Annotated in this window: 34 protein-coding genes; 1 reads left to right on the plus strand and 33 read right to left on the minus strand. The window is 38.6% G+C overall.

The annotated features are described in order from the left end of the window. Window positions 1-4: 4 nt before the first annotated feature. From F5ESL0246_RS04445 to F5ESL0246_RS04550, 24 genes are all read right to left on the minus strand, one after another. Window positions 5-553, minus strand: a complete 549-nt coding sequence (locus tag F5ESL0246_RS04445) for a hypothetical protein (RefSeq protein WP_122018320.1) — start codon at window positions 551-553, stop codon at window positions 5-7. Next, window positions 531-926: a hypothetical protein gene (locus F5ESL0246_RS04450; RefSeq protein ID WP_122018321.1), complete on the minus strand. Its 396-nt coding sequence runs from the start codon at window positions 924-926 to the stop codon at window positions 531-533. Before F5ESL0246_RS04450 ends, F5ESL0246_RS04445 begins: the two co-directional genes overlap by 23 nt. Next, a complete protein-coding gene (locus tag F5ESL0246_RS04455) occupies window positions 919-1,551 on the minus strand; it encodes a hypothetical protein (protein ID WP_122018322.1) in 633 nt (210 codons plus the stop codon). Before F5ESL0246_RS04455 ends, F5ESL0246_RS04450 begins: the two co-directional genes overlap by 8 nt. Further along, window positions 1,548-1,934, minus strand: coding sequence for a DUF4054 domain-containing protein (locus tag F5ESL0246_RS04460; RefSeq protein WP_122018323.1), 387 nt, complete (start codon window positions 1,932-1,934; stop codon window positions 1,548-1,550). The genes F5ESL0246_RS04455 and F5ESL0246_RS04460 overlap by 4 nt, the downstream gene beginning before the upstream one ends. A gap of 9 nt (window positions 1,935-1,943) precedes the next feature. Beyond that, a complete protein-coding gene (locus F5ESL0246_RS04465) occupies window positions 1,944-2,873 on the minus strand; it encodes a major capsid family protein (protein ID WP_122018324.1) in 930 nt (309 codons plus the stop codon). Window positions 2,874-2,886: 13 nt separating this feature from the next. After that, window positions 2,887-3,423, minus strand: coding sequence for a hypothetical protein (locus F5ESL0246_RS04470; protein ID WP_122018325.1), 537 nt, complete (start codon window positions 3,421-3,423; stop codon window positions 2,887-2,889). Window positions 3,424-3,436: 13 nt separating this feature from the next. After that, on the minus strand, window positions 3,437-4,579 hold the full coding sequence (locus tag F5ESL0246_RS04475; protein ID WP_122018326.1) for a DUF2213 domain-containing protein: 1,143 nt from the start codon (window positions 4,577-4,579) through the stop codon (window positions 3,437-3,439). Between the two features lie 2 nt (window positions 4,580-4,581). After that, the gene (locus F5ESL0246_RS04480) at window positions 4,582-4,965 is read right to left on the minus strand and encodes a LysM domain-containing protein (protein ID WP_122018327.1); all 384 of its coding nucleotides are present in this window, start codon (window positions 4,963-4,965) and stop codon (window positions 4,582-4,584) included. A gap of 50 nt (window positions 4,966-5,015) precedes the next feature. After that, complete coding sequence (locus tag F5ESL0246_RS04485) at window positions 5,016-5,816, minus strand: phage minor head protein (protein ID WP_122018328.1); 801 nt, start codon at window positions 5,814-5,816, stop codon at window positions 5,016-5,018. Further along, complete coding sequence (locus tag F5ESL0246_RS04490) at window positions 5,800-7,206, minus strand: anti-CBASS protein Acb1 family protein (RefSeq protein WP_122018329.1); 1,407 nt, start codon at window positions 7,204-7,206, stop codon at window positions 5,800-5,802. The genes F5ESL0246_RS04485 and F5ESL0246_RS04490 overlap by 17 nt, the downstream gene beginning before the upstream one ends. A gap of 14 nt (window positions 7,207-7,220) precedes the next feature. Then, complete coding sequence (terL, locus tag F5ESL0246_RS04495; protein ID WP_122018564.1) at window positions 7,221-8,675, minus strand: phage terminase large subunit; 1,455 nt, start codon at window positions 8,673-8,675, stop codon at window positions 7,221-7,223. Beyond that, a complete protein-coding gene (locus tag F5ESL0246_RS04500; RefSeq protein WP_122018330.1) occupies window positions 8,668-9,177 on the minus strand; it encodes a helix-turn-helix domain-containing protein in 510 nt (169 codons plus the stop codon). The genes terL and F5ESL0246_RS04500 overlap by 8 nt, the downstream gene beginning before the upstream one ends. 310 nt (window positions 9,178-9,487) lie before the next feature. Further along, entirely contained in the window at window positions 9,488-9,691 is a 204-nt protein-coding gene (locus F5ESL0246_RS04505; RefSeq protein ID WP_122018331.1) for a hypothetical protein, read from the minus strand. Between the two features lie 9 nt (window positions 9,692-9,700). Beyond that, window positions 9,701-9,838 carry a hypothetical protein gene (locus F5ESL0246_RS08215; protein WP_158593156.1) on the minus strand — a complete coding sequence of 46 codons (138 nt, stop codon included), beginning with the start codon at window positions 9,836-9,838 and terminating at the stop codon, window positions 9,701-9,703. A 650-nt stretch (window positions 9,839-10,488) separates the two neighbouring features. After that, on the minus strand, window positions 10,489-10,959 hold the full coding sequence (locus F5ESL0246_RS04510) for an ArpU family phage packaging/lysis transcriptional regulator (protein WP_158592792.1): 471 nt from the start codon (window positions 10,957-10,959) through the stop codon (window positions 10,489-10,491). 19 nt (window positions 10,960-10,978) lie between these two features. Continuing rightward, complete coding sequence (locus F5ESL0246_RS04515) at window positions 10,979-11,245, minus strand: hypothetical protein (RefSeq protein ID WP_122018333.1); 267 nt, start codon at window positions 11,243-11,245, stop codon at window positions 10,979-10,981. Beyond that, a complete protein-coding gene (locus F5ESL0246_RS04520; RefSeq protein WP_122018334.1) occupies window positions 11,229-11,705 on the minus strand; it encodes an ArpU family phage packaging/lysis transcriptional regulator in 477 nt (158 codons plus the stop codon). The genes F5ESL0246_RS04515 and F5ESL0246_RS04520 overlap by 17 nt, the downstream gene beginning before the upstream one ends. Before the next feature lie 3 nt (window positions 11,706-11,708). After that, window positions 11,709-11,882 carry a hypothetical protein gene (locus F5ESL0246_RS08220; protein WP_158592793.1) on the minus strand — a complete coding sequence of 58 codons (174 nt, stop codon included), beginning with the start codon at window positions 11,880-11,882 and terminating at the stop codon, window positions 11,709-11,711. Window positions 11,883-11,902: 20 nt separating this feature from the next. Continuing rightward, a complete protein-coding gene (locus F5ESL0246_RS04525; protein WP_147441039.1) occupies window positions 11,903-12,196 on the minus strand; it encodes a hypothetical protein in 294 nt (97 codons plus the stop codon). A 20-nt stretch (window positions 12,197-12,216) separates the two neighbouring features. Then, on the minus strand, window positions 12,217-12,702 hold the full coding sequence (locus F5ESL0246_RS04530) for a RusA family crossover junction endodeoxyribonuclease (protein ID WP_122018336.1): 486 nt from the start codon (window positions 12,700-12,702) through the stop codon (window positions 12,217-12,219). After that, on the minus strand, window positions 12,703-13,323 hold the full coding sequence (locus F5ESL0246_RS04535) for a hypothetical protein (RefSeq protein ID WP_122018337.1): 621 nt from the start codon (window positions 13,321-13,323) through the stop codon (window positions 12,703-12,705). 13 nt (window positions 13,324-13,336) lie between these two features. Beyond that, window positions 13,337-13,807, minus strand: coding sequence for a single-stranded DNA-binding protein (gene ssb, locus F5ESL0246_RS04540; protein ID WP_122018338.1), 471 nt, complete (start codon window positions 13,805-13,807; stop codon window positions 13,337-13,339). Next, window positions 13,804-14,022 carry a hypothetical protein gene (locus F5ESL0246_RS04545; protein WP_122018339.1) on the minus strand — a complete coding sequence of 73 codons (219 nt, stop codon included), beginning with the start codon at window positions 14,020-14,022 and terminating at the stop codon, window positions 13,804-13,806. The genes ssb and F5ESL0246_RS04545 overlap by 4 nt, the downstream gene beginning before the upstream one ends. A 3-nt stretch (window positions 14,023-14,025) precedes the next feature. After that, window positions 14,026-14,211, minus strand: coding sequence for a helix-turn-helix transcriptional regulator (locus F5ESL0246_RS04550; protein WP_122018340.1), 186 nt, complete (start codon window positions 14,209-14,211; stop codon window positions 14,026-14,028). 68 nt (window positions 14,212-14,279) lie between these two features. Between F5ESL0246_RS04550 and F5ESL0246_RS04555 the strand changes: the two genes are divergently transcribed. Continuing rightward, window positions 14,280-15,065 carry a DUF4393 domain-containing protein gene (locus tag F5ESL0246_RS04555; protein ID WP_122018341.1) on the plus strand — a complete coding sequence of 262 codons (786 nt, stop codon included), beginning with the start codon at window positions 14,280-14,282 and terminating at the stop codon, window positions 15,063-15,065. On the opposite strand, the gene F5ESL0246_RS08225 is transcribed toward F5ESL0246_RS04555, so the two are convergent. The 9 genes from F5ESL0246_RS08225 to F5ESL0246_RS04585 are packed head-to-tail and all read right to left on the minus strand — an operon-like array spanning window position 15,040 to window position 18,702. Further along, a complete protein-coding gene (locus F5ESL0246_RS08225; RefSeq protein WP_158592794.1) occupies window positions 15,040-15,192 on the minus strand; it encodes a hypothetical protein in 153 nt (50 codons plus the stop codon). The genes F5ESL0246_RS04555 and F5ESL0246_RS08225 overlap by 26 nt on opposite strands. Continuing rightward, a complete protein-coding gene (locus tag F5ESL0246_RS04560; RefSeq protein WP_122018342.1) occupies window positions 15,182-15,406 on the minus strand; it encodes a hypothetical protein in 225 nt (74 codons plus the stop codon). Before F5ESL0246_RS04560 ends, F5ESL0246_RS08225 begins: the two co-directional genes overlap by 11 nt. After that, window positions 15,387-15,530, minus strand: coding sequence for a hypothetical protein (locus F5ESL0246_RS08230; RefSeq protein ID WP_158592795.1), 144 nt, complete (start codon window positions 15,528-15,530; stop codon window positions 15,387-15,389). The genes F5ESL0246_RS04560 and F5ESL0246_RS08230 overlap by 20 nt, the downstream gene beginning before the upstream one ends. Window positions 15,531-15,542: 12 nt before the next feature. Beyond that, a complete protein-coding gene (locus F5ESL0246_RS08295; protein WP_199688557.1) occupies window positions 15,543-15,689 on the minus strand; it encodes a hypothetical protein in 147 nt (48 codons plus the stop codon). 11 nt (window positions 15,690-15,700) lie between these two features. Beyond that, entirely contained in the window at window positions 15,701-15,952 is a 252-nt protein-coding gene (locus F5ESL0246_RS04565; protein ID WP_122018343.1) for a hypothetical protein, read from the minus strand. Further along, window positions 15,906-16,712 (minus strand): DnaA ATPase domain-containing protein, encoded by an 807-nt coding sequence (locus F5ESL0246_RS04570; RefSeq protein ID WP_122018344.1) that lies wholly within the window; start codon window positions 16,710-16,712, stop codon window positions 15,906-15,908. Before F5ESL0246_RS04570 ends, F5ESL0246_RS04565 begins: the two co-directional genes overlap by 47 nt. Before the next feature lie 12 nt (window positions 16,713-16,724). Then, the gene (locus tag F5ESL0246_RS04575) at window positions 16,725-17,540 is read right to left on the minus strand and encodes a conserved phage C-terminal domain-containing protein (RefSeq protein WP_147441040.1); all 816 of its coding nucleotides are present in this window, start codon (window positions 17,538-17,540) and stop codon (window positions 16,725-16,727) included. A 3-nt stretch (window positions 17,541-17,543) separates the two neighbouring features. Continuing rightward, window positions 17,544-18,206, minus strand: coding sequence for a DUF1071 domain-containing protein (locus F5ESL0246_RS04580; RefSeq protein WP_369916909.1), 663 nt, complete (start codon window positions 18,204-18,206; stop codon window positions 17,544-17,546). 10 nt (window positions 18,207-18,216) lie between these two features. Then, a complete protein-coding gene (locus tag F5ESL0246_RS04585; protein WP_122018347.1) occupies window positions 18,217-18,702 on the minus strand; it encodes a siphovirus Gp157 family protein in 486 nt (161 codons plus the stop codon). Window positions 18,703-18,920 lie beyond the last annotated feature (218 nt).

Below are 18,920 nucleotides of genomic sequence, written 5' to 3' on the forward strand. Positions count from 1 at the left end.
GTTATTAATTGTTAGTGACAGTTCCGTCTGTCAATTCTGTATTGCCTGCAGCATTAATTGACTTGATATCTGTATCTTCAAAGTCAAACTGCAGGTCTTTTTCTTGAAATGTGAAATTACCATTAACTAAAAATGAGCAGTCAAAGCCATAGTCATTGTCATAGTTGATGCCAGACAATGTGGTCCGATTGCTCGTATTTGTAATTTTCTGTGGCACGATCTGTGCCTGTTTAAATGCCCTAGCATAGGGGCTCTCATGTAGTGCTGTGTAAAGCTTGCCAGCTAACTCTAATGCTTCAATTGATGTCGTTGCATGGATGTCAATTTGCATGGTGCAGACATATTGGGGATGATCTTTTAACCAGTCGCTAGTTGTTGGGTTATTTAAGGTAATCCAATTAAAAGTAGCAAAGGGATAATCTTCCATCTCATCAAAATTGTTCTGCTCCACCAGCTCACAATTGCACACATGATTTACTATCTTGCCCAGGATGTATTGGACTAAATAGTGATCACTTAATTCAGGCAATTTAGTTTGCTGAATGTTTATCATCCCCTTTTAACTCATAGATAATGACATCTGAGTAGTCTTTATAATTTGAAAAAGGCATTACCCGAAACATCCCTCCCTGAGAAGGCACTTCAACCCTAGTATTTTCAGAATACACGCCAGTTGAGTACCACACCAGGTCTCCCTGTTGCAAAACCCCACCGGGCAAGAACTGAGGCATCATGGCTGTCATGTCGCTAACAGGCAAGACTGGCTCATGACGCAGTTCAGGTTCTACTTGATCATTATCAGGAACTTTAATCCCTCCCACATAGTGGTAATGAGGTTTATCAGCTGGGCTCTTATAGGGATAGACCTTGATGTCCACTCCGAAGTCTTTCAGCATGTCTTTAAACGACAAATAAAAACTACTCATCCTTGCCTCCTATCGGGATAATCTTCCAGGTAACTCGTTTTGGCAAATCACCAGTGTCTGTCAATGGATCGTTCTGCCCCTTTTTATTAGCAATGGTCAATGGGGCGTTGCCTGGCTTAGTCCATCTGGTCAATGTGCGTCTAATGTCAGCTACTGCAGTAATGCCTAGCTTAGACAATAGTTTTTTGCCAGTGCCGTTATTGTAGAGAACATCTTCGATACCAGCTTTAATGATTTGTCCGTACTTTTTCTTGTTTTCATCTAATGATTTTCGCAAGAAAGGACGTGCTGGTATGTCAGATTTTGACATTAAGTAAAAATAGACTACTGATTTACCGTTCTCAAAGACACATGCAACATGTTTCCCCTTGGGCACAAATAGCCCTTTAACATCCCTAGCACGAACAGTTTTACCGTAGCGATGAATTGCATTACTTGAAGGTACCCAAAGATACTTAGTGTTTTTTGGCACTATGTGCGCTCCATACTCGTTAGCTCTGACCACCGTTAGTAAGAGACTGTCGTCTTCGCCAAAAAAGCCAACAGCTATTTGGTTCTGTTTCAGGTAGCTCAGTTCCTTTTCGATTTTGTCAAAGCCGAAGTCCCCCTTTTTCTCTAAACTCAATGTTGCACCACCGCATATCTGCTCTTGCTACTGCCACCATACTGCTTATATAGTCGCAGGTAAGCCTGCCCCCAAGGAGAGCCATTAAGCCAGTCCGTGTTAACTGCTGCACTATAATGTCGCTCCAGAGAACCGACTTTTTCAGACACAATGCCCTGACCAGACTTACCTTCTGTGGATAACAGGTGCAGAGCCATGTATTCAGTGGCCATCTGTCGTACTGGCATCCCTTCGTCATCGATTTTCACTTCTTTTGGGAAGTGATCTCCGAGAGCAATTAAATAAGCATTACTAATTAACGCAGTAATGCTTTCTTCCGGGATATCTGACACTAAGCTTGGTGCCAGCTCTTTCAGATCATCTGCCTTTACATCTGCACTCATGATGCACCTCTAGTTGATGTTCAATAATTGAACGAATGCTGAAGGGTAACGTACAGCCAAACCACCATGCTTTTCCATGTAAGGTACAGTGGTTACTAACTTACTGTATTCAGTTGGCTGTCTCGTAATTGGATATGCATCAGGAATCTGTGCAACTTCTGGATCGGTTAAGCAAAGGATACCCATGTCCTTGTTTCTATCGGCTAGGTGCGCATTCTTAGCATGCCAATTTTTACCCTCAAGTTCAGGAACGGCGACAATTTTAGTTAACCAAGGTTCAATCAATGATCTAACAGTTAGCTGCGGATTATATTTGTTGAAGGGTCTCTCTAATTCGTCAATTTCAGCCTGTGGCAATAGTAAAGTTGGCTTGGCATTATCATATCCGACAAGGTGAGTAATCTTACCAACTGCTTCTTTGAAAAAATTACGCAGTTTCAACGCACCGTCTTCAGTGTCCGTTGCAAGCTCAGCAAAAGTCTGCTCTGCATTGATCTGTTGAAAACCAGTCTTTTCAACGTCTGTGTTGGTTAAGCCAATAATTTTTTTTGATTCTAGCCCGTTAAAAATTATCCTGTCTTCTCTTTCACTTAAACCCTGAGCAACAAGCCTGCCTTGATCAGCAACCAAATCCATACCAGTTACTTTAGCTTTTTCAACCTCAGATTTTGTAAATGAAGCTGCCAGAATGCTTTCGGTTAATGGTATCGTAAATTCCGTAATTCCTTCTTCTACCTGAGGGATATCTGTCATTCGATTGGTATATTCTTTAGCTTCAGTAATGCTATTGCGAACTCGATATGTATAAAAATCTTGTGTAGCTGGAACTTGGTAAGATGTGAATAAGTTACGTGCCACTAATGGCGCACTTTTTGGATCATAAATAATGCTATCTAATTGTGTAAGTTGCGCTTTGCTAACTAAGCCCATATTTTCCATTTAATTTCCTCCTTTATTTTTTGCCTGACGTACTATTATCAGTACTATTATTTGATGGTTGACTAGGGGTCGTTGATGAGTTGGTAGAAACTCCTGCTTCAATTTGAACTCGAATTTGAACAGTGGCAGTGCTACCTTTATCACCATCAGACAGAAACATCCCTACAATTTTGTCAGAACTACCTGCTGGCTTAAATTTGCCGTTAGCGTCAACAGTAGCATTATCACCACGGTTGACATCTTCGCTAATTGGAACCCACCAAGTACCTTCTCGAGCGACACCTAATGTTTCTCCAGCTTTCCACTTGTCATTATTAATACTCTCTTCAGTTAAATCAGCAGCATCTACGTATGTACGCTTTAGTGCAATGCCGTAAATAGGACCTTGAGATGCTGTTACGGCTTCGCCATCCTTAAGAACAACAGCTGATCCAAAATTAATTGCATCCCCTGCATGTTCGGTATTTACAGTGTGATCATCAAACACATCTGCTGGACTACCAGCACTGTGCGGTCCATCGTGATATAGAGTTCCATCTGGAATAGCCATATTATTTCCTCCTTTATTTCTTATCTGCTAAATGATAACGATCAAATCTTAATTTCTCGATATCGCTACTGTCATTATTAATATTTGGCTGTGGACCATTGTATCCATTTATGTGCGCTAAAATGCTTGTCTTGCACATTGAATCAAAATAAGCGTCTATATAGTCATCAGACTTGTTGGTCAAATCAACTGAATCATCTAGTGCTTTAATTGCATCAAGCTTCAATTGCTTTTCTGATTTGCCTGCAAAATCGTAGCTATCACCTACATAAGGTTTAACTTTGTTAATCAATTCCAAGCGTGCAGTAACAGCCTTGTCCATAGCATCCCCAGAATACTTTTCTTTAAGATCAGCTAATTCCTTTTCAGCTGCATCTGCTTTAGCTTGCGCTTTATCAGCATTTTTCTTGTTTTTATCATCGTCACCTTGAAGTTTGGCTAACTGGTCTTGCATTTCTTTAATCTTTGCTTTGAGGTCGTCAATTTGTCTCTGCTTTTCAGAATTGTCAGCATCTAACTTGATGATCTTGTCTGCATCCCCAGTAGCAACTGTTACATCTGCGTCATTCAAGCGCACCTTTGTTGTTTCCATACTTTGTCCTTTCTTATGAACATTATTTTGTTCAACCATTTCTGCACTGTCGCCTATTAATCGCACTGAATGACCAGCACGACCATGTTTAACGACAGCCACATGGTTTATCTGTATATTTCTCTGAACCGAATCATAAGCAACGCCCTTGTATTCTCCCTTTTCAGGAACGATTTCCGTTTCGAATCCAATAGACAGTTCCTGCTTGCCTTTATTTATCTCTGATATAAGATCTGCATCAGTGATCGTCATGTCGACCTTTAACGTGTCATTATCCACATGTGCATTGTCAGCAGTGAACCCCTTCATATATTTTGAAGCATTTTGCTGATTAACTAGCTCTGAGGGATGATCATTGGTCACAGGCTTACTATCTGCACTAGAAACTGTGCTATCACTTAATAGCTCATCTGGAAGTTTTGCTTCCATTTCAACAGAGCTATCTGCCTTAAGATACGGAAAAACGCCCACACGAGCTATTGGCACATCTGTTATGTGGATAAACCCTGTCTGAGCGTCTTGCGCAACCTTATCGATTGGTGCAGTATCATACCGCGTCAGCATATCTACTTACCTGTCGGCACATGGATTGGTTTGGTGGGAATATACAATGTTTGTCCTTCCCTAATCCGCCATGTGGCTTTATCTAAGTGGTTAAAATACCGCAGTTGTTGCAACGCTACTTCGAACTTCTGCGCTACATCAAATAATGTATCGCTCTTCTTAACGGTATATGTTTGACATTTTGAGTAGTCAAACATCCCTTCGGGGTCTTTTGCCATTATTTGCTCACCTCCTTTATTTTGTTGCCAGTTACCGATTGAATCAGTAACTGGTACATCTACTGTCTTGCTATCTTCTTTGGTTTGGCTAACACTGGGTTTGCTAGTGTCAGTATTAGTGTTAGCAATGTTATTGTCCTTAATATCTTTTTTCGAATCATCAGCCATTTTTTGCCTCCTTTTTGGCATAAAAAAAGACACTCATGACAGAGCGTCTACTATTCTTCATCAACTGGGTCTTGGTAACACCGACATCTTATCGGTTCTCCAGGCAGTTGACCATTGTCACCACCGTTAGGGTCATCATATTTAAACGTCTTACCGTCTAGCTCTCGATGCTTAGGTCTTACCCGACCATCTTCCATTGAGCGCCAAATGTACTTAGTAAAGCCTACCTGCTTATTGCGATACGCATCTAGTTGAGATAATACCTTACCAGTCTGATCGGTAGCTATTAGTCCAGCATGACGTAACGTCATCCCTGTACGGTAATTGATTGCATGTGATATATCAGTCGCACCACCTCCATTGTTGATGTTGTAATAGATGTCATTCTGTAGCTGATCAATGTATCTGCGTTTCATAGTTTTAATTAACGCAGTATTTTCAGTAATCTTGCCTTTAGTGTAGTTAACAAGAGTCGTATTGTCCTTTAGCGGATTAATAGCAATGGTTCCAACTTCAATCTGAGCACTGCTTGCATATTTCTTGACCTTGCTCAGACTGAAATTATCCACACTAATAAGCCATCTTCTAACAATTGACTCTGTAGTATGTTCATCTTGGGCACTATCCATTGTGACAGCAAACAGCTTAAGAGCTTGCTGAACTACATTAGCCCAATTAGGATCATCATTAGCTGCATCTTGCAGTATTTTTGAGCCCCCTAAAACGTGTTGCTTAATAAACGCTTGAAAAAAATCATCTGCTTGGCTTCTCCAACTATTTATTAGCTTGCACAACTCTCGCTCATACCACTTTTCAAGCTTAATCGGATAGCCATTACGTCTTCGAACCATGTGTTGCCTTCTTCATATCATCAAGATATTGCTCAATCTGCTCTGGTGTCAACTTATCAATACTATCTGTTTTGGGGGATGTTTGCATCCCTTGAATGGCATTATTACCTTGACCGTCAAGCATCTGACGGGCTTCGTCAGGATCATATATTCCTGAACCTACTAATGTTGAAGCAGCGTTGACATGGTTAACCAACGTTTCTGATTGCGTCTTATCGTCCGGTGACCAGAGCGGTTTAAACTCAATGTGCCACTCTAGATCGTCTGGATTTTCCTGTCCACCTGCTACATTGTCCGCATACATCAATAGCTTAACTATGTATTCTATTTCAGGCTTAAGCAATGTCTCCTGCATTGATTTAATTGTGTCGTAATAATTGACCACATCTTGACTAGCTCCGGCTAGAGAGCCTGCTTGCTCCCCAGTTAAAACAGATTTAGGAATATTGCATGCTGTGCTTAAGCTCTGCCAGGCAAAATTAAACAGAGTGTCCATGCCATTTGTTGGAGTTGATACCTTGGCAAGATCGTCTTCACTTCCGATAAAAGCAATTGATTCAGTATTCATTGCTTGCGATAGATTTCTAACCGCCTCTTGGTATTTGATATCGTCCATTCCCATGACTTTATCACTTTTGAATACCTTAATTGTAAATTCACGAAGTATCTTACCGACACTTTCTATTGCCGTATTCATGGCCTTAATTTGATCTTGGCATCTTGTAATTATTGAAGTCCCAGTTCGGTCATCTTCAAACTTATCCAGACTAATGTGAAAATAACGGCTTTTATCAATGATTATTGGCTTAGTGTTAGCTAACTCCGGCACTTGATTACCATTGCTATTAATCGTTGAGCCAGCCTGCGTCTGTCTAATTACTACCGCTTGTTCTTTTTTGAAATTGTTACTAGTTGGATCATTGTTGACCTGGTAGCTATCAACGTGGTTTTGGCCAAAGGCATGAACAAACGCAACATCGACCACATCATCGGGATTAAGTTGTTTGCTTTCATCAGTAGCATTTTTTTCTTTAATACCAAAGTTAATATAACCATCGCCATGAAGTCTTTGGTAAATCAGTTGTTGGGTTAATACATCATTCAGCCTCAACTTATCTAATGCGTCCTGATAAGCGTCTTGCTTGTCTGGATCATCAGGTATGACTAATCTCCAGCCGTTACGTGTTGCGTCTTCTGCAGGCTTAGCAACAACTCTGCGTGCAATAGCATCATGTTTGTATTGATTGTTTAGTAAGTCGTAGTCCTGTTCATCCCCTGTAAACTGCCATTTCAAGGAATCATAAGGGACTCTAGGATTATAGTTCATCCCATCATTACGCCATGCCTTGCTGTCATTACGCCATTGAACCTTAATTTTTGGTAATTTCATTGCATGCCTCCTTTCTAAAATCTAATGATTGGCCTATTGCTATCCTTATCACTTAGACGTCTAACAGCATAGACCATTGAGTCCACGTTATCGTCATGTGGCATGTTGGGGAAGCCAAATACTTCTTCTAGCCAGTCTTCAATCTCTGGCACCCATAGGGGATGCGGAACATATATCTGACCAGCTTCCCATACAGGACTCACAGAGCTTGCACGTGCCTCTTTGCTGTCAGCGCCTGGAGATACCGGAATAATACCAGGTATCTCTTTTTTTAGTGTATCAATAATAGCTGGACCATTTGCTTTATCCTCAACTAGCTTGGCTGTAGCATGTGGATATCGTTTAGTCATGGCTCTAATCTCATCTAATGTTTGGGTAAAAGTTAAACGCTTATGGCACCAATACGGACGGAGATATAGATTAGCAGCACGCTTTGCCCATGTTTGGCCAGCAACAAAGTCATCATTTTCCTTACTCTTAAAGGTTGCATCCCAAGCCTGAACTTCAGTGTCTAGATGTTTAGGTAATATTTCTACTTCTTTATCAGTTAAGCCAAGTTCAATCATCTTTGCTCTGCTTGGAACATAAAACTTTACCCAATCCCGTCTAAAAATGTTGCCGGCAGCTAAACTAGGTCGTTGCTGATATAGTGCAGCAAACTTCTGTGATCCCATATCATGCTTATGTATCTTAAGTGAGTCAATCGTATGCAGTTGTGGGCAAAGGGCATCCCCGTTATGCCGACCAATTGCATCAGTCTCTCCATCAGGGATGTCTTCTGCAATCGCTGGTAACTTCAACTCTTTCCATGGTAGTGACTTTTTCTTCATCAATCTTCCTGCTAGGTCATCAATTTGCCACCTAGTCATGATGACTATAACTGAACCACCTTTTTGCAGACGTGGAAAAAAGGTTAGGTTCCATTCATTCCATATCTTATCTTTAATCGTAGTTGACATTGCTTCCTCACTGTTCTTGATAGGATCGTCAATGATTAGCAGGTCAGCGGGTCTACCAGATGCACCACCAAGCATTGATGTAGCATAAAAAGTCCCACGATGATCTTTAACGTGGAACTCTTTTGAAGTATTTTTTTCTGGTTGCAATCCAAAAAGTGGATAAGCCCATTCTTCAAAATGCTTTCTGTTCGCATCACTAAATGTAGTAAATAGGTCTTGTGAGTATGCTGAAATCATGACCCTTTTGTCGGGATGTCGCATAAGATAATAACTTGGAAAAGTTTGCGTAATCGTCATAGATTTTCCATGCTGAGGCGGCATTTCTACAATGTAGAATTTGCGTTCACCATCGATTATCTTTTGCATTTTCTCACAAATGTATTTTGTGTGAGCAAATAGTTTTGACTTGGGATTTGCCAAACTAAAATAGTCAACGTAATTACGCCTAGCCAGTTCCTCTTTAGCTCTTAAGGCAAGTTCAGCCTTATCATCCATAGTTAAATTAATCATTGTCATCATCAGCTAATTTGGTTAGTTTACGTAAATCTTCGTCACTTAACTTATCAAGATTACTATTAGTCTTAATGCTACCATTAATACCAATTTCTTTTTGCTCGCGCCAATGTTCTGGATCACGGTTTTTTAGCCAAAAAATACCTGCTGCTGTATCTGGTGGGACAAACTTTCTTATTCTTGATACAACCACCATTTTTGAGCTTCCATCGTCCTGCTTAATCAATTCCTCATGTTCTTCAACTGTCATATATCCAGTTGCCCGTTTATGCAGGGCACTTTCAACTTTTGCATCTGCTGGAATGCGTCCTTCTTTTAGGGCGTCGTAAATGTCTGATTTCGCTTTTTTCCAGCGATATAAAGTGTCACGGCTGACTCCCATGTTATGAGCAATATCGTCATTAGTAAGTCCATTTCTTGCCCAATGCTTAAGTGTTTCTAGTCCTTCTGGTGTTAGCCAGTCATTTACCCTACCTTTATATTGCTTTTTCTTTACCACTATTTGTCTCACCTACTTCCACGCATACAACACAAATTTAATTTCTTCATAAAAAAAGCACCGCTAAGATGCTTGTATATCGTTTATTTTCTTTTTAACACAGGGCGCTCGGACCCAAGGGACGAGCGCCCCTTGCGCTGGCTATCGCTTGATAGCAACGACTAATAGTAGTATTATGATTAAGATAGTTATTATATCAGTCAAGGTAATCACCCTCGGATGACGCAATCCAACTTGTTGGATTATGCTAAGGAGAGGTGATTACCTTTTCTTTTGTCAGCCAGCGCAAATAGCTTTCCGTTAGGGATGCTTAACGAAATTCAATTCTAAAATAGATTGGATTGTCTGATTCTGTTATTGGTTTGATTTCAAACTTCAACATAAATAGCAAAAAAAATATGATAGTAATCATGCCAGAATTCAGTTTTAAAAGTGAAGCAATCATTTCCGAAAGGCCATGACAAACGCATGCAATAACCGCATAGCCCCACAATACTTGAGTTTTGTTTATCATCTGATACTCCTACAAATATTTATCTATGTTTGAACTAATTTTTGCACGCTGCTTTTCGTTTCTTTTGTGCATCTCTTCAAATTCACGCTGCATTCTAGCCATATTTTGTGTAGCTTGGCGCTCCTGTTCATCATATTCTTTTTTCAACTTTATAAAATTATCTAGAAAAAAATCCAATATCATTGTTTCCACAGTCTCCACATATCGTCGTTAACTCTGCACCAATCATCTTCAATTTTTTTACGGCCTGTTTGATTGGCGCTGATATTATTTTTTAGTTGCTCAATGTATACGGCTTTATCCATTATTTTACTTTCCTTTTGCAAAACAAAAGCCTCATATATCATTGCAATAATACAAGATACGAGGCTCTGTTAGTTCGACACCTACTCCTCGGGCCCTTCGAACTTGATCCGTAAGTGGAGTGTCAGGATTCGAACCTGAAGTCATTGACGGACAGTTATAAACGTACTCTTCCTACAATTGATACACCCACACTTCATAAAAAGCCCGCTCGCCAGTGCTAACTCTTTAAAGCACTTAAATGGGTCATCGCAGGCTATTGCGGCAGCAGGAATCGAACCTACTAAGATACCATTGCCGCAGCTCGTTGTAATTTAATATATAAGTTTCTCGAAAGGAGGAAAAACTCCTAGTTTAACGTCGTTTCGGACGGTCTTAATAGCTATTAGGAATTACCCTAATCTTTCGACAATACCATAATAGCACCATTAAAATTCAATAATTTTACGAAAATGAACTAATTTTGTTCGATTTTGGTCCAATTTTGTTCGATTTTATTTTTTCTTTTTTTCTACCTTTAAATCTGGGATATCAACATCGTAGTATACTTTCCATGTGTCGATCGCATCAGCAAACTCGCATAAGGCACTTTTCTTCAAGTCACTCAAACGTGACTTACTATATCCAACCTGAATTGCAGTTTGATAGTCCGTCAGATGCTTAAAATATAAGCATTCAAGTATCTTTTTATACGGTTGCTTCTGCATGTCTGAGCAATGTTCAATTGCTTGATAGACCGCTAAACAACGTTCTTGCATATCCAGTATCTTAACTAATCTTTTTTCTGCACTATTTTTACCATGCGAAGCAACTCCCGTGGGATCAAGTTGTGTACCAGACAGTAAATCAGAGTAACGCATGCCTGCACGAAGTAGATACTTTCTAAAATCATGTCGGAGAAAACTATCCGCGCTCTGTGCCGTTGCTGCTTGGTCAATATCCAAACCTAAGTCTATGCTTTCCACAAGCTCAATCCCTTTCTTTTTAGTATTTACCGATTACTAGGTTAATCTCATCAGGATTAACTTTAATCAGCTTCTTACAATCAAATTTTGCTTTTACCAATTTCACAATTGAATTACATGATGTTGAGTAAACATTATCTGCAAGATTTAAAATCCGATACTTATTACCTCGATAGCTTTCAACAATTAGATAGCAACTATCCATTTCTAAGGAATAAAGTACATCCCCAGCTTTAATTTTATTAGGATCAACATGTACTAATTTAATTTTATTTATTACTTTCACATTTAAACACCTGCAAATCTGGAATTTCAACATCATACATAGTTTTCTGAAATATAAGTGATCGTGCAAATTGACAACAGGCTTGTTGCTTTAATTCCCAGTATCTAGATCTACAATAGCCAAGTTTATTTGCCACTTTCCAATCTTCCAATTCTTCTAGATATACTCCGGTCAAAATTCTTTTAAATGGTTTCTTGGAGCTATCAGGCAAACCGGCAATCGCTTGATAAACAGCTTTACACTTGTTCTGCATAGTATAGATATGCTTCATTCTCCCATCTGGAGCAGCATTTTTATGTGAAACGATACCATTCTGATTAATTTTATTAGCCTTTATGTCAGTACGATGATAACCAGCTTCGATTAAATAATCAGGGAAAACATTTTTTAAAAATATACGTACATTCTTGGCAGTTTTAACATTATCAAGTTCTGTATTTTCTACTTCTCCATTAATCATTTTTTACTCCTCAATTGACTCTACTCGATAAGCGCACACATAGATATGCTTACCAGTCTGCTTAGTTAAACAGATAAAACCATCTTTTTCATCACATGCTTCAAGCATATCTAATATCTGCTCAACACTCTCTTTCGGCTCAATTGTTCCGCCACTACTCAAATTTACCTCTGCCATTGATTATCTCCCTCTTATTTTCACTTACTTGTTACTACGTTTGCGTTTGCGTTATGGATTGCATCTCGCCAAGTGCCTAAACCAAAATAGTCTTCCTTATCTTCATCTTCTTTTCCGTCTTCCTCTTCTATACCAAATTTTTTCAAAATTTCTTTATGTGTCATAGTTTCAGCGTCTAGTGCGTCAGCTAAACAATGGTCATCACAGTAAACCCCATAACCCAGTTCCAAACTATCAACGACTAGTCCATCTTCTTGAATTGTCCGCTTACAGTAGGCACATGTAATCTCATGTGTCTCCTCATTAACCATCACTAACTTCCTCCTAATATTTTTTATTCTTCATGCCACACAGCTGTTACCTCTATTTGTGGCTTTTCTCCGTACCATTTTTCAACCCTTAAATCGACCACTTGCTTATCGTCTCTATATAGTCCTTCTCTTAGGCACACAGCCTTGTGCAATGCGTGATTAACTTTCATCTTAGGATTTAACCCATCTAGTACAATCTTTGCAATATTGTCGCTGTCAGGCTTCTTAGTTGGTCTTTCTTCGCCACTTAAACACCTTGCCTTGCGCTTTTTTGAATATGATGTGGGAATTCCAAAAAACACTTTGATTGAAATAGCCATATCTTTTGATATTGGCTTATTTATGTTGTGCGCTCTTCTGGCAACCTGAGCACTGTACCTGACTTGATTTTCATAATCGTGAGTATCATCTGGAGTGTAGGTAATTACGTGGCCACCTCGTCTAGAAAATCGTGGTCTGGCTTTACTTTTAGGTTCTCCAGGGACGATAAACTTCAAACGACGCTCCATCTAAACATTAATCTTCCTTTCCTGCTCTTCAAAAACCACGTTATGAATATTCATTAATTTATCTTCAATTTCAAAAATGATTGAGTTTATTTGATTAATTGTTTCCTGCTTGGTATCGATTACCACATTGTGACTGCTCTTGCTTTGAACCTGGTAAAGTGCAGCTATTTTAGCGTGTAATTCTGCAAGTTCCTTAGCATACCGTCTGGCTTCTTGATAATAGATATTTATAAAAGTTTCATTTACTTTTTCTGCAGTAAAATCATCTAATTTGAGTTCACGTTTTTTTATTGCTGTTTTAAGCGTGTCATACTGCTTGGTGTAATTGTTATACGAGATTGGATAGCATGTTAAACATTGTCTTTTGCTGAGTTGATAAACAACAATTATTTGTCTGCACTTAACCAGCAGAACATCATCATTATTCTGATTACGTTCTATTTCATCATAATTTTCTAACAGTTCCTGCACCCATCCAGTAACATAATCATGATTTTTGGCACTATCATGTAAATCCCTTAATCCAAAGCGTTCGTGTGCTCGCATAATGAAGTGATCTGTCACTTTTATTCCCTTAGTAAAGTCATGTTCAACTATTCTAGGCTTACTCTTATTTGACATTCATACTCTCCTCCTAGAATGGCAAATCATCGTCTGTTATATCAATCGTGTCTCCTGAACCACTAAATGGATCCTGTGGAGCACTATTATTACTGTTGCTTGTATTGTTACCACTGTTGTTATAACCGCCGTTATTCCCCATATTGGTGTTGCTCTCTCTGTCCTTTTTCGACTCGAGTAATGAAAAGTTATCAACGACTACTTCAGTCACATAAACCTTTTGACCGTTTTGGCTATCGTATGTTCTAGTTTGAATCCGGCCATCAATACCAACAAGTGACCCTTTTGACGTAAAGTTACAGAAGTTCTCTGCAGCTTTGCGCCAAATGACACAACTGATAAAGTCAGCTCCTCGTTCACCCTGAGAATTGGTATATTGCCGATTAACAGCCAGAGTAAACGTTGATACTGACAGCCCACTCTGGGTTGTTTTCAACTCGGGGTTACGGGTCAAACGACCAGTTAGCACTGCTCGATTTATCATATTTGCGCCTCCTCAGCTTTAATAATTCCGTCAACAAAGTCGTACGTTTCTTTATCAACCACTGCTTCAGCATATGAGCCATTGTCAGCAATGAAGAATGACACTACTAACTTGCCTTCTTTTGCATAAGCGCCAAAGAAGTAATCTAGCGGTATTACCCACCAGTAATTAGTTGCCCAGTCTTTAAAAACCAACATGTTATTTACTACTTCCATTAGTTACCTCAATTTGTCTAAGCTGATACCTAACGCATCAGCAATTTTACATACTTTACTAAAGCTAGGTTCCTGACCAGCAAATTTATATTTTTTCAACGTTTCATAATTTACATTAGATTCCTTGGCTAATTTTGCTAAAGACCAATGCTTTTTATTCAAAATAATTTGTATTTTATTCCACAACATCTTGTACCTTTCGTGTATAATAATACATATATTTAGTATTGAATTGATTTTTTAAAAGGAGATTTTTTATGGATCCAGAAAATCCACTTAATTTTTTACCTCAAAGTACTCAAGAACTATTAATGAATCCTACTGCTAAAAATATTGGTGATACCTTAGGTGGTATTTCAGAATTATTATTATCGCCATTCAACATAGGAACAACATGGGGTAATGCACATATAAGAAAATTTAAGCAGTCAATTATTGATAATGTAAAGAAAATTCCTGAAGAAAATAGGGATTCTTCTAAACTAAACTTAGCTATGAAAACCATAGAGGACTCTAAATATCAAATAAGTGATGATAACTTAAGAGAAATGTTTGCTAAACTTATTGCTGCTTCTATAGACAAAAGGAATAATCAAGGATTATCACCTAGATTTTCAAATGTTTTATCACAATTCAGTCCAGAAGATGCTAAGTTTCTTATGCAAATTTCGACTAATAATTTGAATTTTATACCTACTGTTATATTTTTTGACAAAAAGGATGATGGTACAGGCCATAAAGATGGAGATCATTTTATTGCTCCAAATAATTCAACAGCTTTTTGGTTCCAAAATGAACTAAGTTTAAATAATCTTGTATCGTTAGGGATAATTAATCAAAGCGATGAACAATATTTGACCAATGATATATACAAGTCATTCTACGATTCTGCTGAAAAATCAATTGAATTTTTAAGCTGGAGTAATTTAATCAAATTCTCAAACCCAAGCTCAAAACCAACTATTAGAAAGGGAATTATAGAATTCACAACTTTTGGTAAAAAACTAACTCAAATCGTTATACAAAATCAATTAAAAATTTGATTGCTTCAACCTGTTCGGCTGTAAAAACTGTATGTCCATAAGTGGCATCTTCCCAAACCAATTTTCCGTTTTTATCTATCTTAAACGTACCAATCTTATCGGATTGTAGCGTTTTTTTATTTTCCATTTTCAGATGCCTTTCTGTTTAAGTAATCCACACACCAGTCATAGTCTTCTTTGCTGACTTCATGTCCTTTATCCACAAAACTTAGCATATAAAACACTGTGTGTGTGCTCTTAACATATATGGTCGCGCCACGCAACTTTTTTAAAGGCTGTTCACAAGTTTCGCCATTTAGAACGTCAGTGAAGACAAGTGTCCTATCCCCTTTTATTTCCATTTTTAGCTCCCTCCGTATCTGCGAATTTTTCGTTTTCATCAAGCGGATAAGTATCCGGCACGTGCCCAAGGAATACGTACTTGCCGTCTTTGTTTTTGCGATATAGTTTTTTAACGTGTGTCATTGCTAGTCCTCCTTAAATTACGTAAATTGGCTGTCCCGTCTCGTCATCACAGATTTCCAACCCGCCTTTTCTACGTGCAAAGGCTTCCCACTTTTCACGATGATTAAAGTACTCTGATTCTAAAATTTGAAAATCTGGTCTGTCATTTCGTCCAAACATTGCTCTTCCTCCTAACCAATAAATCTAACTGGTGTCTTTTGGCTACTGTATTTCTTTTCAAAATCGATAAAGAACTGATGCAGCTTGTTTAGTTTCTGCTCTTGCAATTCGTCGTAGGCTCCAATGCCATGGCCTTGCAGAACATCATATTCGTAACGTGCCTCTGCACGTTTTTTTAATTGGTTGGTATAAATAGCATCCCAGTCAGAAGTCCACTTATACTCGTGAGCGTTTGTCGGCGATTTTCGTAAAATCAATGACATGACCCTTGTCTCCTTCCTGCATGCGACTAACTAATCTGGCGTGGTACGTCTGATAAAGTTCATCCATGTTCAAATTAGTAGTCGTGATAATCCGCTGGGTACTTTCATAAATATCGAAGATGGTGTCTTGAACAAAACTGGTAGCTTCACTGTTGGCACTCTCAGCTCCCAAGTCATCTAAAACAACCAAGTCAGCTGCATGAACCACATCTGTTACATGCTTTGGTGACCAGACACAGGTTTTATCGCTGAACCAGTTTTTCATTTCTCTAATCAGCTTATTGACGCTTAGAAATAAGCACTTTTGCATTGGCTCTGCGTTGTCATTGACGGCGTTTAAAATCGCCATAGCCAAATGTGTCTTGCCTGCTCCCGCATTGCCATAAAGCAAGCTATTACCTTTTTTATCGGGATATTTAAGATATGCTCCTGCAATCAATCGTGCATCATGTTTAGCTGTTGCTTCTTTCGAATTAGGCTGTGTTATAAAACCGTCAAAGTTATAGTTAAAAGCATCTTCACGGTCGACTAGTGATGCTCGCTTTAAAAATCCTTGTCCTTCCTGTAATTTCAAATTGTCATGCATCTGGCGGTCTTGCGCTTGTATTTTTTCGTGTGTGCACACTTCGCAAAATGGCGCAATTTTGTCAACACCACTGAGGTATACCAGATGAGTATCTGGATGCTTGGGACAAGTTTGACTTGATTTTCTGCGGCGGTACTCAATCATATTGACCGTCTCTTTTGTTATTCCAGTCATAATTCCTCCTTTCTAAAATGGCAGTTCGTCCTCATTCACGCCTTCAATCTGACCATTAGTAAATGCATCAGCATCAAAATCAGCGTGTTGGGGTACATTGGGCGCTTTTTCGTTTAGATAACTCTCAAACTTAGTTCCAAACAATGTTTCTGGACGTAGATACTTAGCCATTTTCTTATCTCCACGCCACTGCGCACATTTGGTATCAATCACATGTTTGAAGTCAGCCACTTTAAAGCCGTCATTCGCTCTTGCGTTGATTAGTCGCTGTGTAGCCTTAGACGTAGATTTGTACTTAGTACCTGCTTTCTCATTAAGATAATCAATTACTTCCTTGTAGATAGCTGGTTCTGCCTTGGCGGAACTATATATATCTTTATCTGTAGTAGTATCTGTGTAGTCTCTGGTATAGGTTGTATCATTTTGATACTCTCCATCGTCTCTTTTTGATACTCTCGTAGTATCATTTTGATACGATGCATGGCTCACAAGTTCATTCAACCTATCTTCGTCAATCGAATACCACTTTGTCTTATCAAAACCTGCCTTATTAAAATTTCCAGTTATAATTAGGCCTTTCTTTTCTAACTTAGTAAATATTCTTTTAACTGTTGGTAATGACAACCATGGAAAATTATCTTTTTGCCAGTTTTCGAATGTGTTATAAATCCACATACGCCCATTAATTTCTTTAGCCCATTTTGAATGTAACCAATAATTTAATTGTTGCAAAACAATCGCTTCTCTATCACCATTAGAACCTAATGCAACTGCTAGATCAGTATCAATGACAATTGGATGCTTACTGTATAACCATTTCGCCTTCATCAATTACTTCCCTCCAGACAATTTTTTGAACGCTTCTAAATCCTGTCCTTTTAAGGTGTTGGCAAAATTCTTAGCCTGCTGATTACCTTCCATCGCATGTTTGACAACTAAACTCATCAATACTTGTTGACCGTTATAATTAACTTTGTAGCTTTCCCAATCGTTTTGCTGATTAGTAGAAGTTGATGATTGCCTTACCGGACGTGGTTTAGATACTTGTCCGTTGCTCTTTTCTTCAGGTAAATCTTCGCCAGCATAAACACTCAGACCTAAGCCTGCAATTGCTAAAGCCTTTACCAAAGCTCGTTGTTGCGTCTTATTAATGTCAAAATAAGTTGCTTTAGATAAAGCTTTGTTGCGGTAATCCATGACAAACAATTTTGAACTGTAATCTTGTCCCTCAATGGTCACTACTGCTTCAACTTCATATCCAGCAGCAGTTTGCCGATAATCAACATCCCTACCTGTTGCTACCCAACCATCTTTAGTTAAGACATACTCAGGAAATTCTGTAATTTTGTAATTTGCATCTGGATATGCTCGCTTAACAAGTTTCCATGCATTCGCCCAGCTAAGATAATCTAGCCTGCCCTTTTTGTCTAAGTAGGGCTTAACATCGATTTCTGATAAGGTAGCAAAGACACTCTTTTTACTTTCAGTCATCATGCATCCCTCCTTAACTAATTACTGTTCTGCGATTAGGCTCTAGATATGCACCTGGCACTTCCACGCCATCTTTTAAATCTTTATATATTTGATTTGTGTTAACTTTAGTAGATTCAGTTACTTTAGTAATTTTGTATTTATCTGGTAACTTTGCCTCATCCGAAACAATCGTCTTATCACGATAATTGCGTGGCTTAAGTATGTAATGCTCAGTTTTTAACTGCTTGATATCTGCGTTATCGATGACTTCAGTCATATACTTAAGTAGATTGTCTTTCTGATTTTCATAATGGTGTTTCTGCTCTGTCAGCTGTTTAATTTTCTTAGCCAGAAAATCAATGTTTGCTGTATCACGTTCAATTAGACCAGCTAATCCATCTAGCTTTGCATCCCTTGTTAGCTCAAGTGAATCTAACGTGTCTTTTAAAGTCACAGGGTCAATATCATCACGATCTACAATTTGCTTTATAGCATCATTAATTTCAAAAAGTTTCATTTGTGGTATAATCTCCTATATAATCATTTTTAATTTAGTTACTGAGTCCGATTGCCGTCGGGCTCTTTTTATGTTCCGGGAATCAATTCCGGCTGCGATAGCAGACAAATCGTTAATACCAGCCCAACAATGACTAGTAATAATGAGATTATCAGTGACATCTTGGTGTGTAGTTCTAGGTCTGTGTAGGTTCTTAAAAAGTTTGCCCATTTTTTCAA

It is taken from the genome of Lactobacillus sp. ESL0246, assembly GCF_003692965.1.
Lineage (GTDB): Bacteria > Bacillota > Bacilli > Lactobacillales > Lactobacillaceae > Lactobacillus.

What these genes read in the sequence shown, in the direction of transcription:
- F5ESL0246_RS04445 (WP_122018320.1), bottom strand. Translation starts at nt 553, where the DNA reads ATGATAAACATTCAGCAAACTAAATTGCCTGAATTAAGTGATCACTAT.
- F5ESL0246_RS04450 (WP_122018321.1), bottom strand. Translation starts at nt 926, where the DNA reads ATGAGTAGTTTTTATTTGTCGTTTAAAGACATGCTGAAAGACTTCGGA.
- F5ESL0246_RS04460 (WP_122018323.1), bottom strand. Translation starts at nt 1,934, where the DNA reads ATGAGTGCAGATGTAAAGGCAGATGATCTGAAAGAGCTGGCACCAAGC.
- F5ESL0246_RS04465 (WP_122018324.1), bottom strand. Translation starts at nt 2,873, where the DNA reads ATGGAAAATATGGGCTTAGTTAGCAAAGCGCAACTTACACAATTAGAT.
- F5ESL0246_RS04470 (WP_122018325.1), bottom strand. Translation starts at nt 3,423, where the DNA reads ATGGCTATTCCAGATGGAACTCTATATCACGATGGACCGCACAGTGCT.
- F5ESL0246_RS04475 (WP_122018326.1), bottom strand. Translation starts at nt 4,579, where the DNA reads ATGCTGACGCGGTATGATACTGCACCAATCGATAAGGTTGCGCAAGAC.
- F5ESL0246_RS04480 (WP_122018327.1), bottom strand. Translation starts at nt 4,965, where the DNA reads ATGGCTGATGATTCGAAAAAAGATATTAAGGACAATAACATTGCTAAC.
- F5ESL0246_RS04485 (WP_122018328.1), bottom strand. Translation starts at nt 5,816, where the DNA reads ATGGTTCGAAGACGTAATGGCTATCCGATTAAGCTTGAAAAGTGGTAT.
- F5ESL0246_RS04490 (WP_122018329.1), bottom strand. Translation starts at nt 7,206, where the DNA reads ATGAAATTACCAAAAATTAAGGTTCAATGGCGTAATGACAGCAAGGCA.
- terL (WP_122018564.1), bottom strand. Translation starts at nt 8,675, where the DNA reads ATGATTAATTTAACTATGGATGATAAGGCTGAACTTGCCTTAAGAGCT.
- F5ESL0246_RS04505 (WP_122018331.1), bottom strand. Translation starts at nt 9,691, where the DNA reads ATGATAAACAAAACTCAAGTATTGTGGGGCTATGCGGTTATTGCATGC.
- F5ESL0246_RS04520 (WP_122018334.1), bottom strand. Translation starts at nt 11,705, where the DNA reads ATGATTAATGGAGAAGTAGAAAATACAGAACTTGATAATGTTAAAACT.
- F5ESL0246_RS08220 (WP_158592793.1), bottom strand. Translation starts at nt 11,882, where the DNA reads ATGGCAGAGGTAAATTTGAGTAGTGGCGGAACAATTGAGCCGAAAGAG.
- F5ESL0246_RS04530 (WP_122018336.1), bottom strand. Translation starts at nt 12,702, where the DNA reads ATGGAGCGTCGTTTGAAGTTTATCGTCCCTGGAGAACCTAAAAGTAAA.
- F5ESL0246_RS04535 (WP_122018337.1), bottom strand. Translation starts at nt 13,323, where the DNA reads ATGTCAAATAAGAGTAAGCCTAGAATAGTTGAACATGACTTTACTAAG.
- ssb (WP_122018338.1), bottom strand. Translation starts at nt 13,807, where the DNA reads ATGATAAATCGAGCAGTGCTAACTGGTCGTTTGACCCGTAACCCCGAG.
- F5ESL0246_RS04545 (WP_122018339.1), bottom strand. Translation starts at nt 14,022, where the DNA reads ATGGAAGTAGTAAATAACATGTTGGTTTTTAAAGACTGGGCAACTAAT.
- F5ESL0246_RS04550 (WP_122018340.1), bottom strand. Translation starts at nt 14,211, where the DNA reads ATGTTGTGGAATAAAATACAAATTATTTTGAATAAAAAGCATTGGTCT.
- F5ESL0246_RS04555 (WP_122018341.1), top strand. Translation starts at nt 14,280, where the DNA reads ATGGATCCAGAAAATCCACTTAATTTTTTACCTCAAAGTACTCAAGAA.
- F5ESL0246_RS08225 (WP_158592794.1), bottom strand. Translation starts at nt 15,192, where the DNA reads ATGGAAAATAAAAAAACGCTACAATCCGATAAGATTGGTACGTTTAAG.
- F5ESL0246_RS04560 (WP_122018342.1), bottom strand. Translation starts at nt 15,406, where the DNA reads ATGGAAATAAAAGGGGATAGGACACTTGTCTTCACTGACGTTCTAAAT.
- F5ESL0246_RS08230 (WP_158592795.1), bottom strand. Translation starts at nt 15,530, where the DNA reads ATGACACACGTTAAAAAACTATATCGCAAAAACAAAGACGGCAAGTAC.
- F5ESL0246_RS08295 (WP_199688557.1), bottom strand. Translation starts at nt 15,689, where the DNA reads ATGTTTGGACGAAATGACAGACCAGATTTTCAAATTTTAGAATCAGAG.
- F5ESL0246_RS04565 (WP_122018343.1), bottom strand. Translation starts at nt 15,952, where the DNA reads ATGTCATTGATTTTACGAAAATCGCCGACAAACGCTCACGAGTATAAG.
- F5ESL0246_RS04570 (WP_122018344.1), bottom strand. Translation starts at nt 16,712, where the DNA reads ATGACTGGAATAACAAAAGAGACGGTCAATATGATTGAGTACCGCCGC.
- F5ESL0246_RS04575 (WP_147441040.1), bottom strand. Translation starts at nt 17,540, where the DNA reads ATGAAGGCGAAATGGTTATACAGTAAGCATCCAATTGTCATTGATACT.
- F5ESL0246_RS04580 (WP_369916909.1), bottom strand. Translation starts at nt 18,206, where the DNA reads ATGATGACTGAAAGTAAAAAGAGTGTCTTTGCTACCTTATCAGAAATC.
- F5ESL0246_RS04585 (WP_122018347.1), bottom strand. Translation starts at nt 18,702, where the DNA reads ATGAAACTTTTTGAAATTAATGATGCTATAAAGCAAATTGTAGATCGT.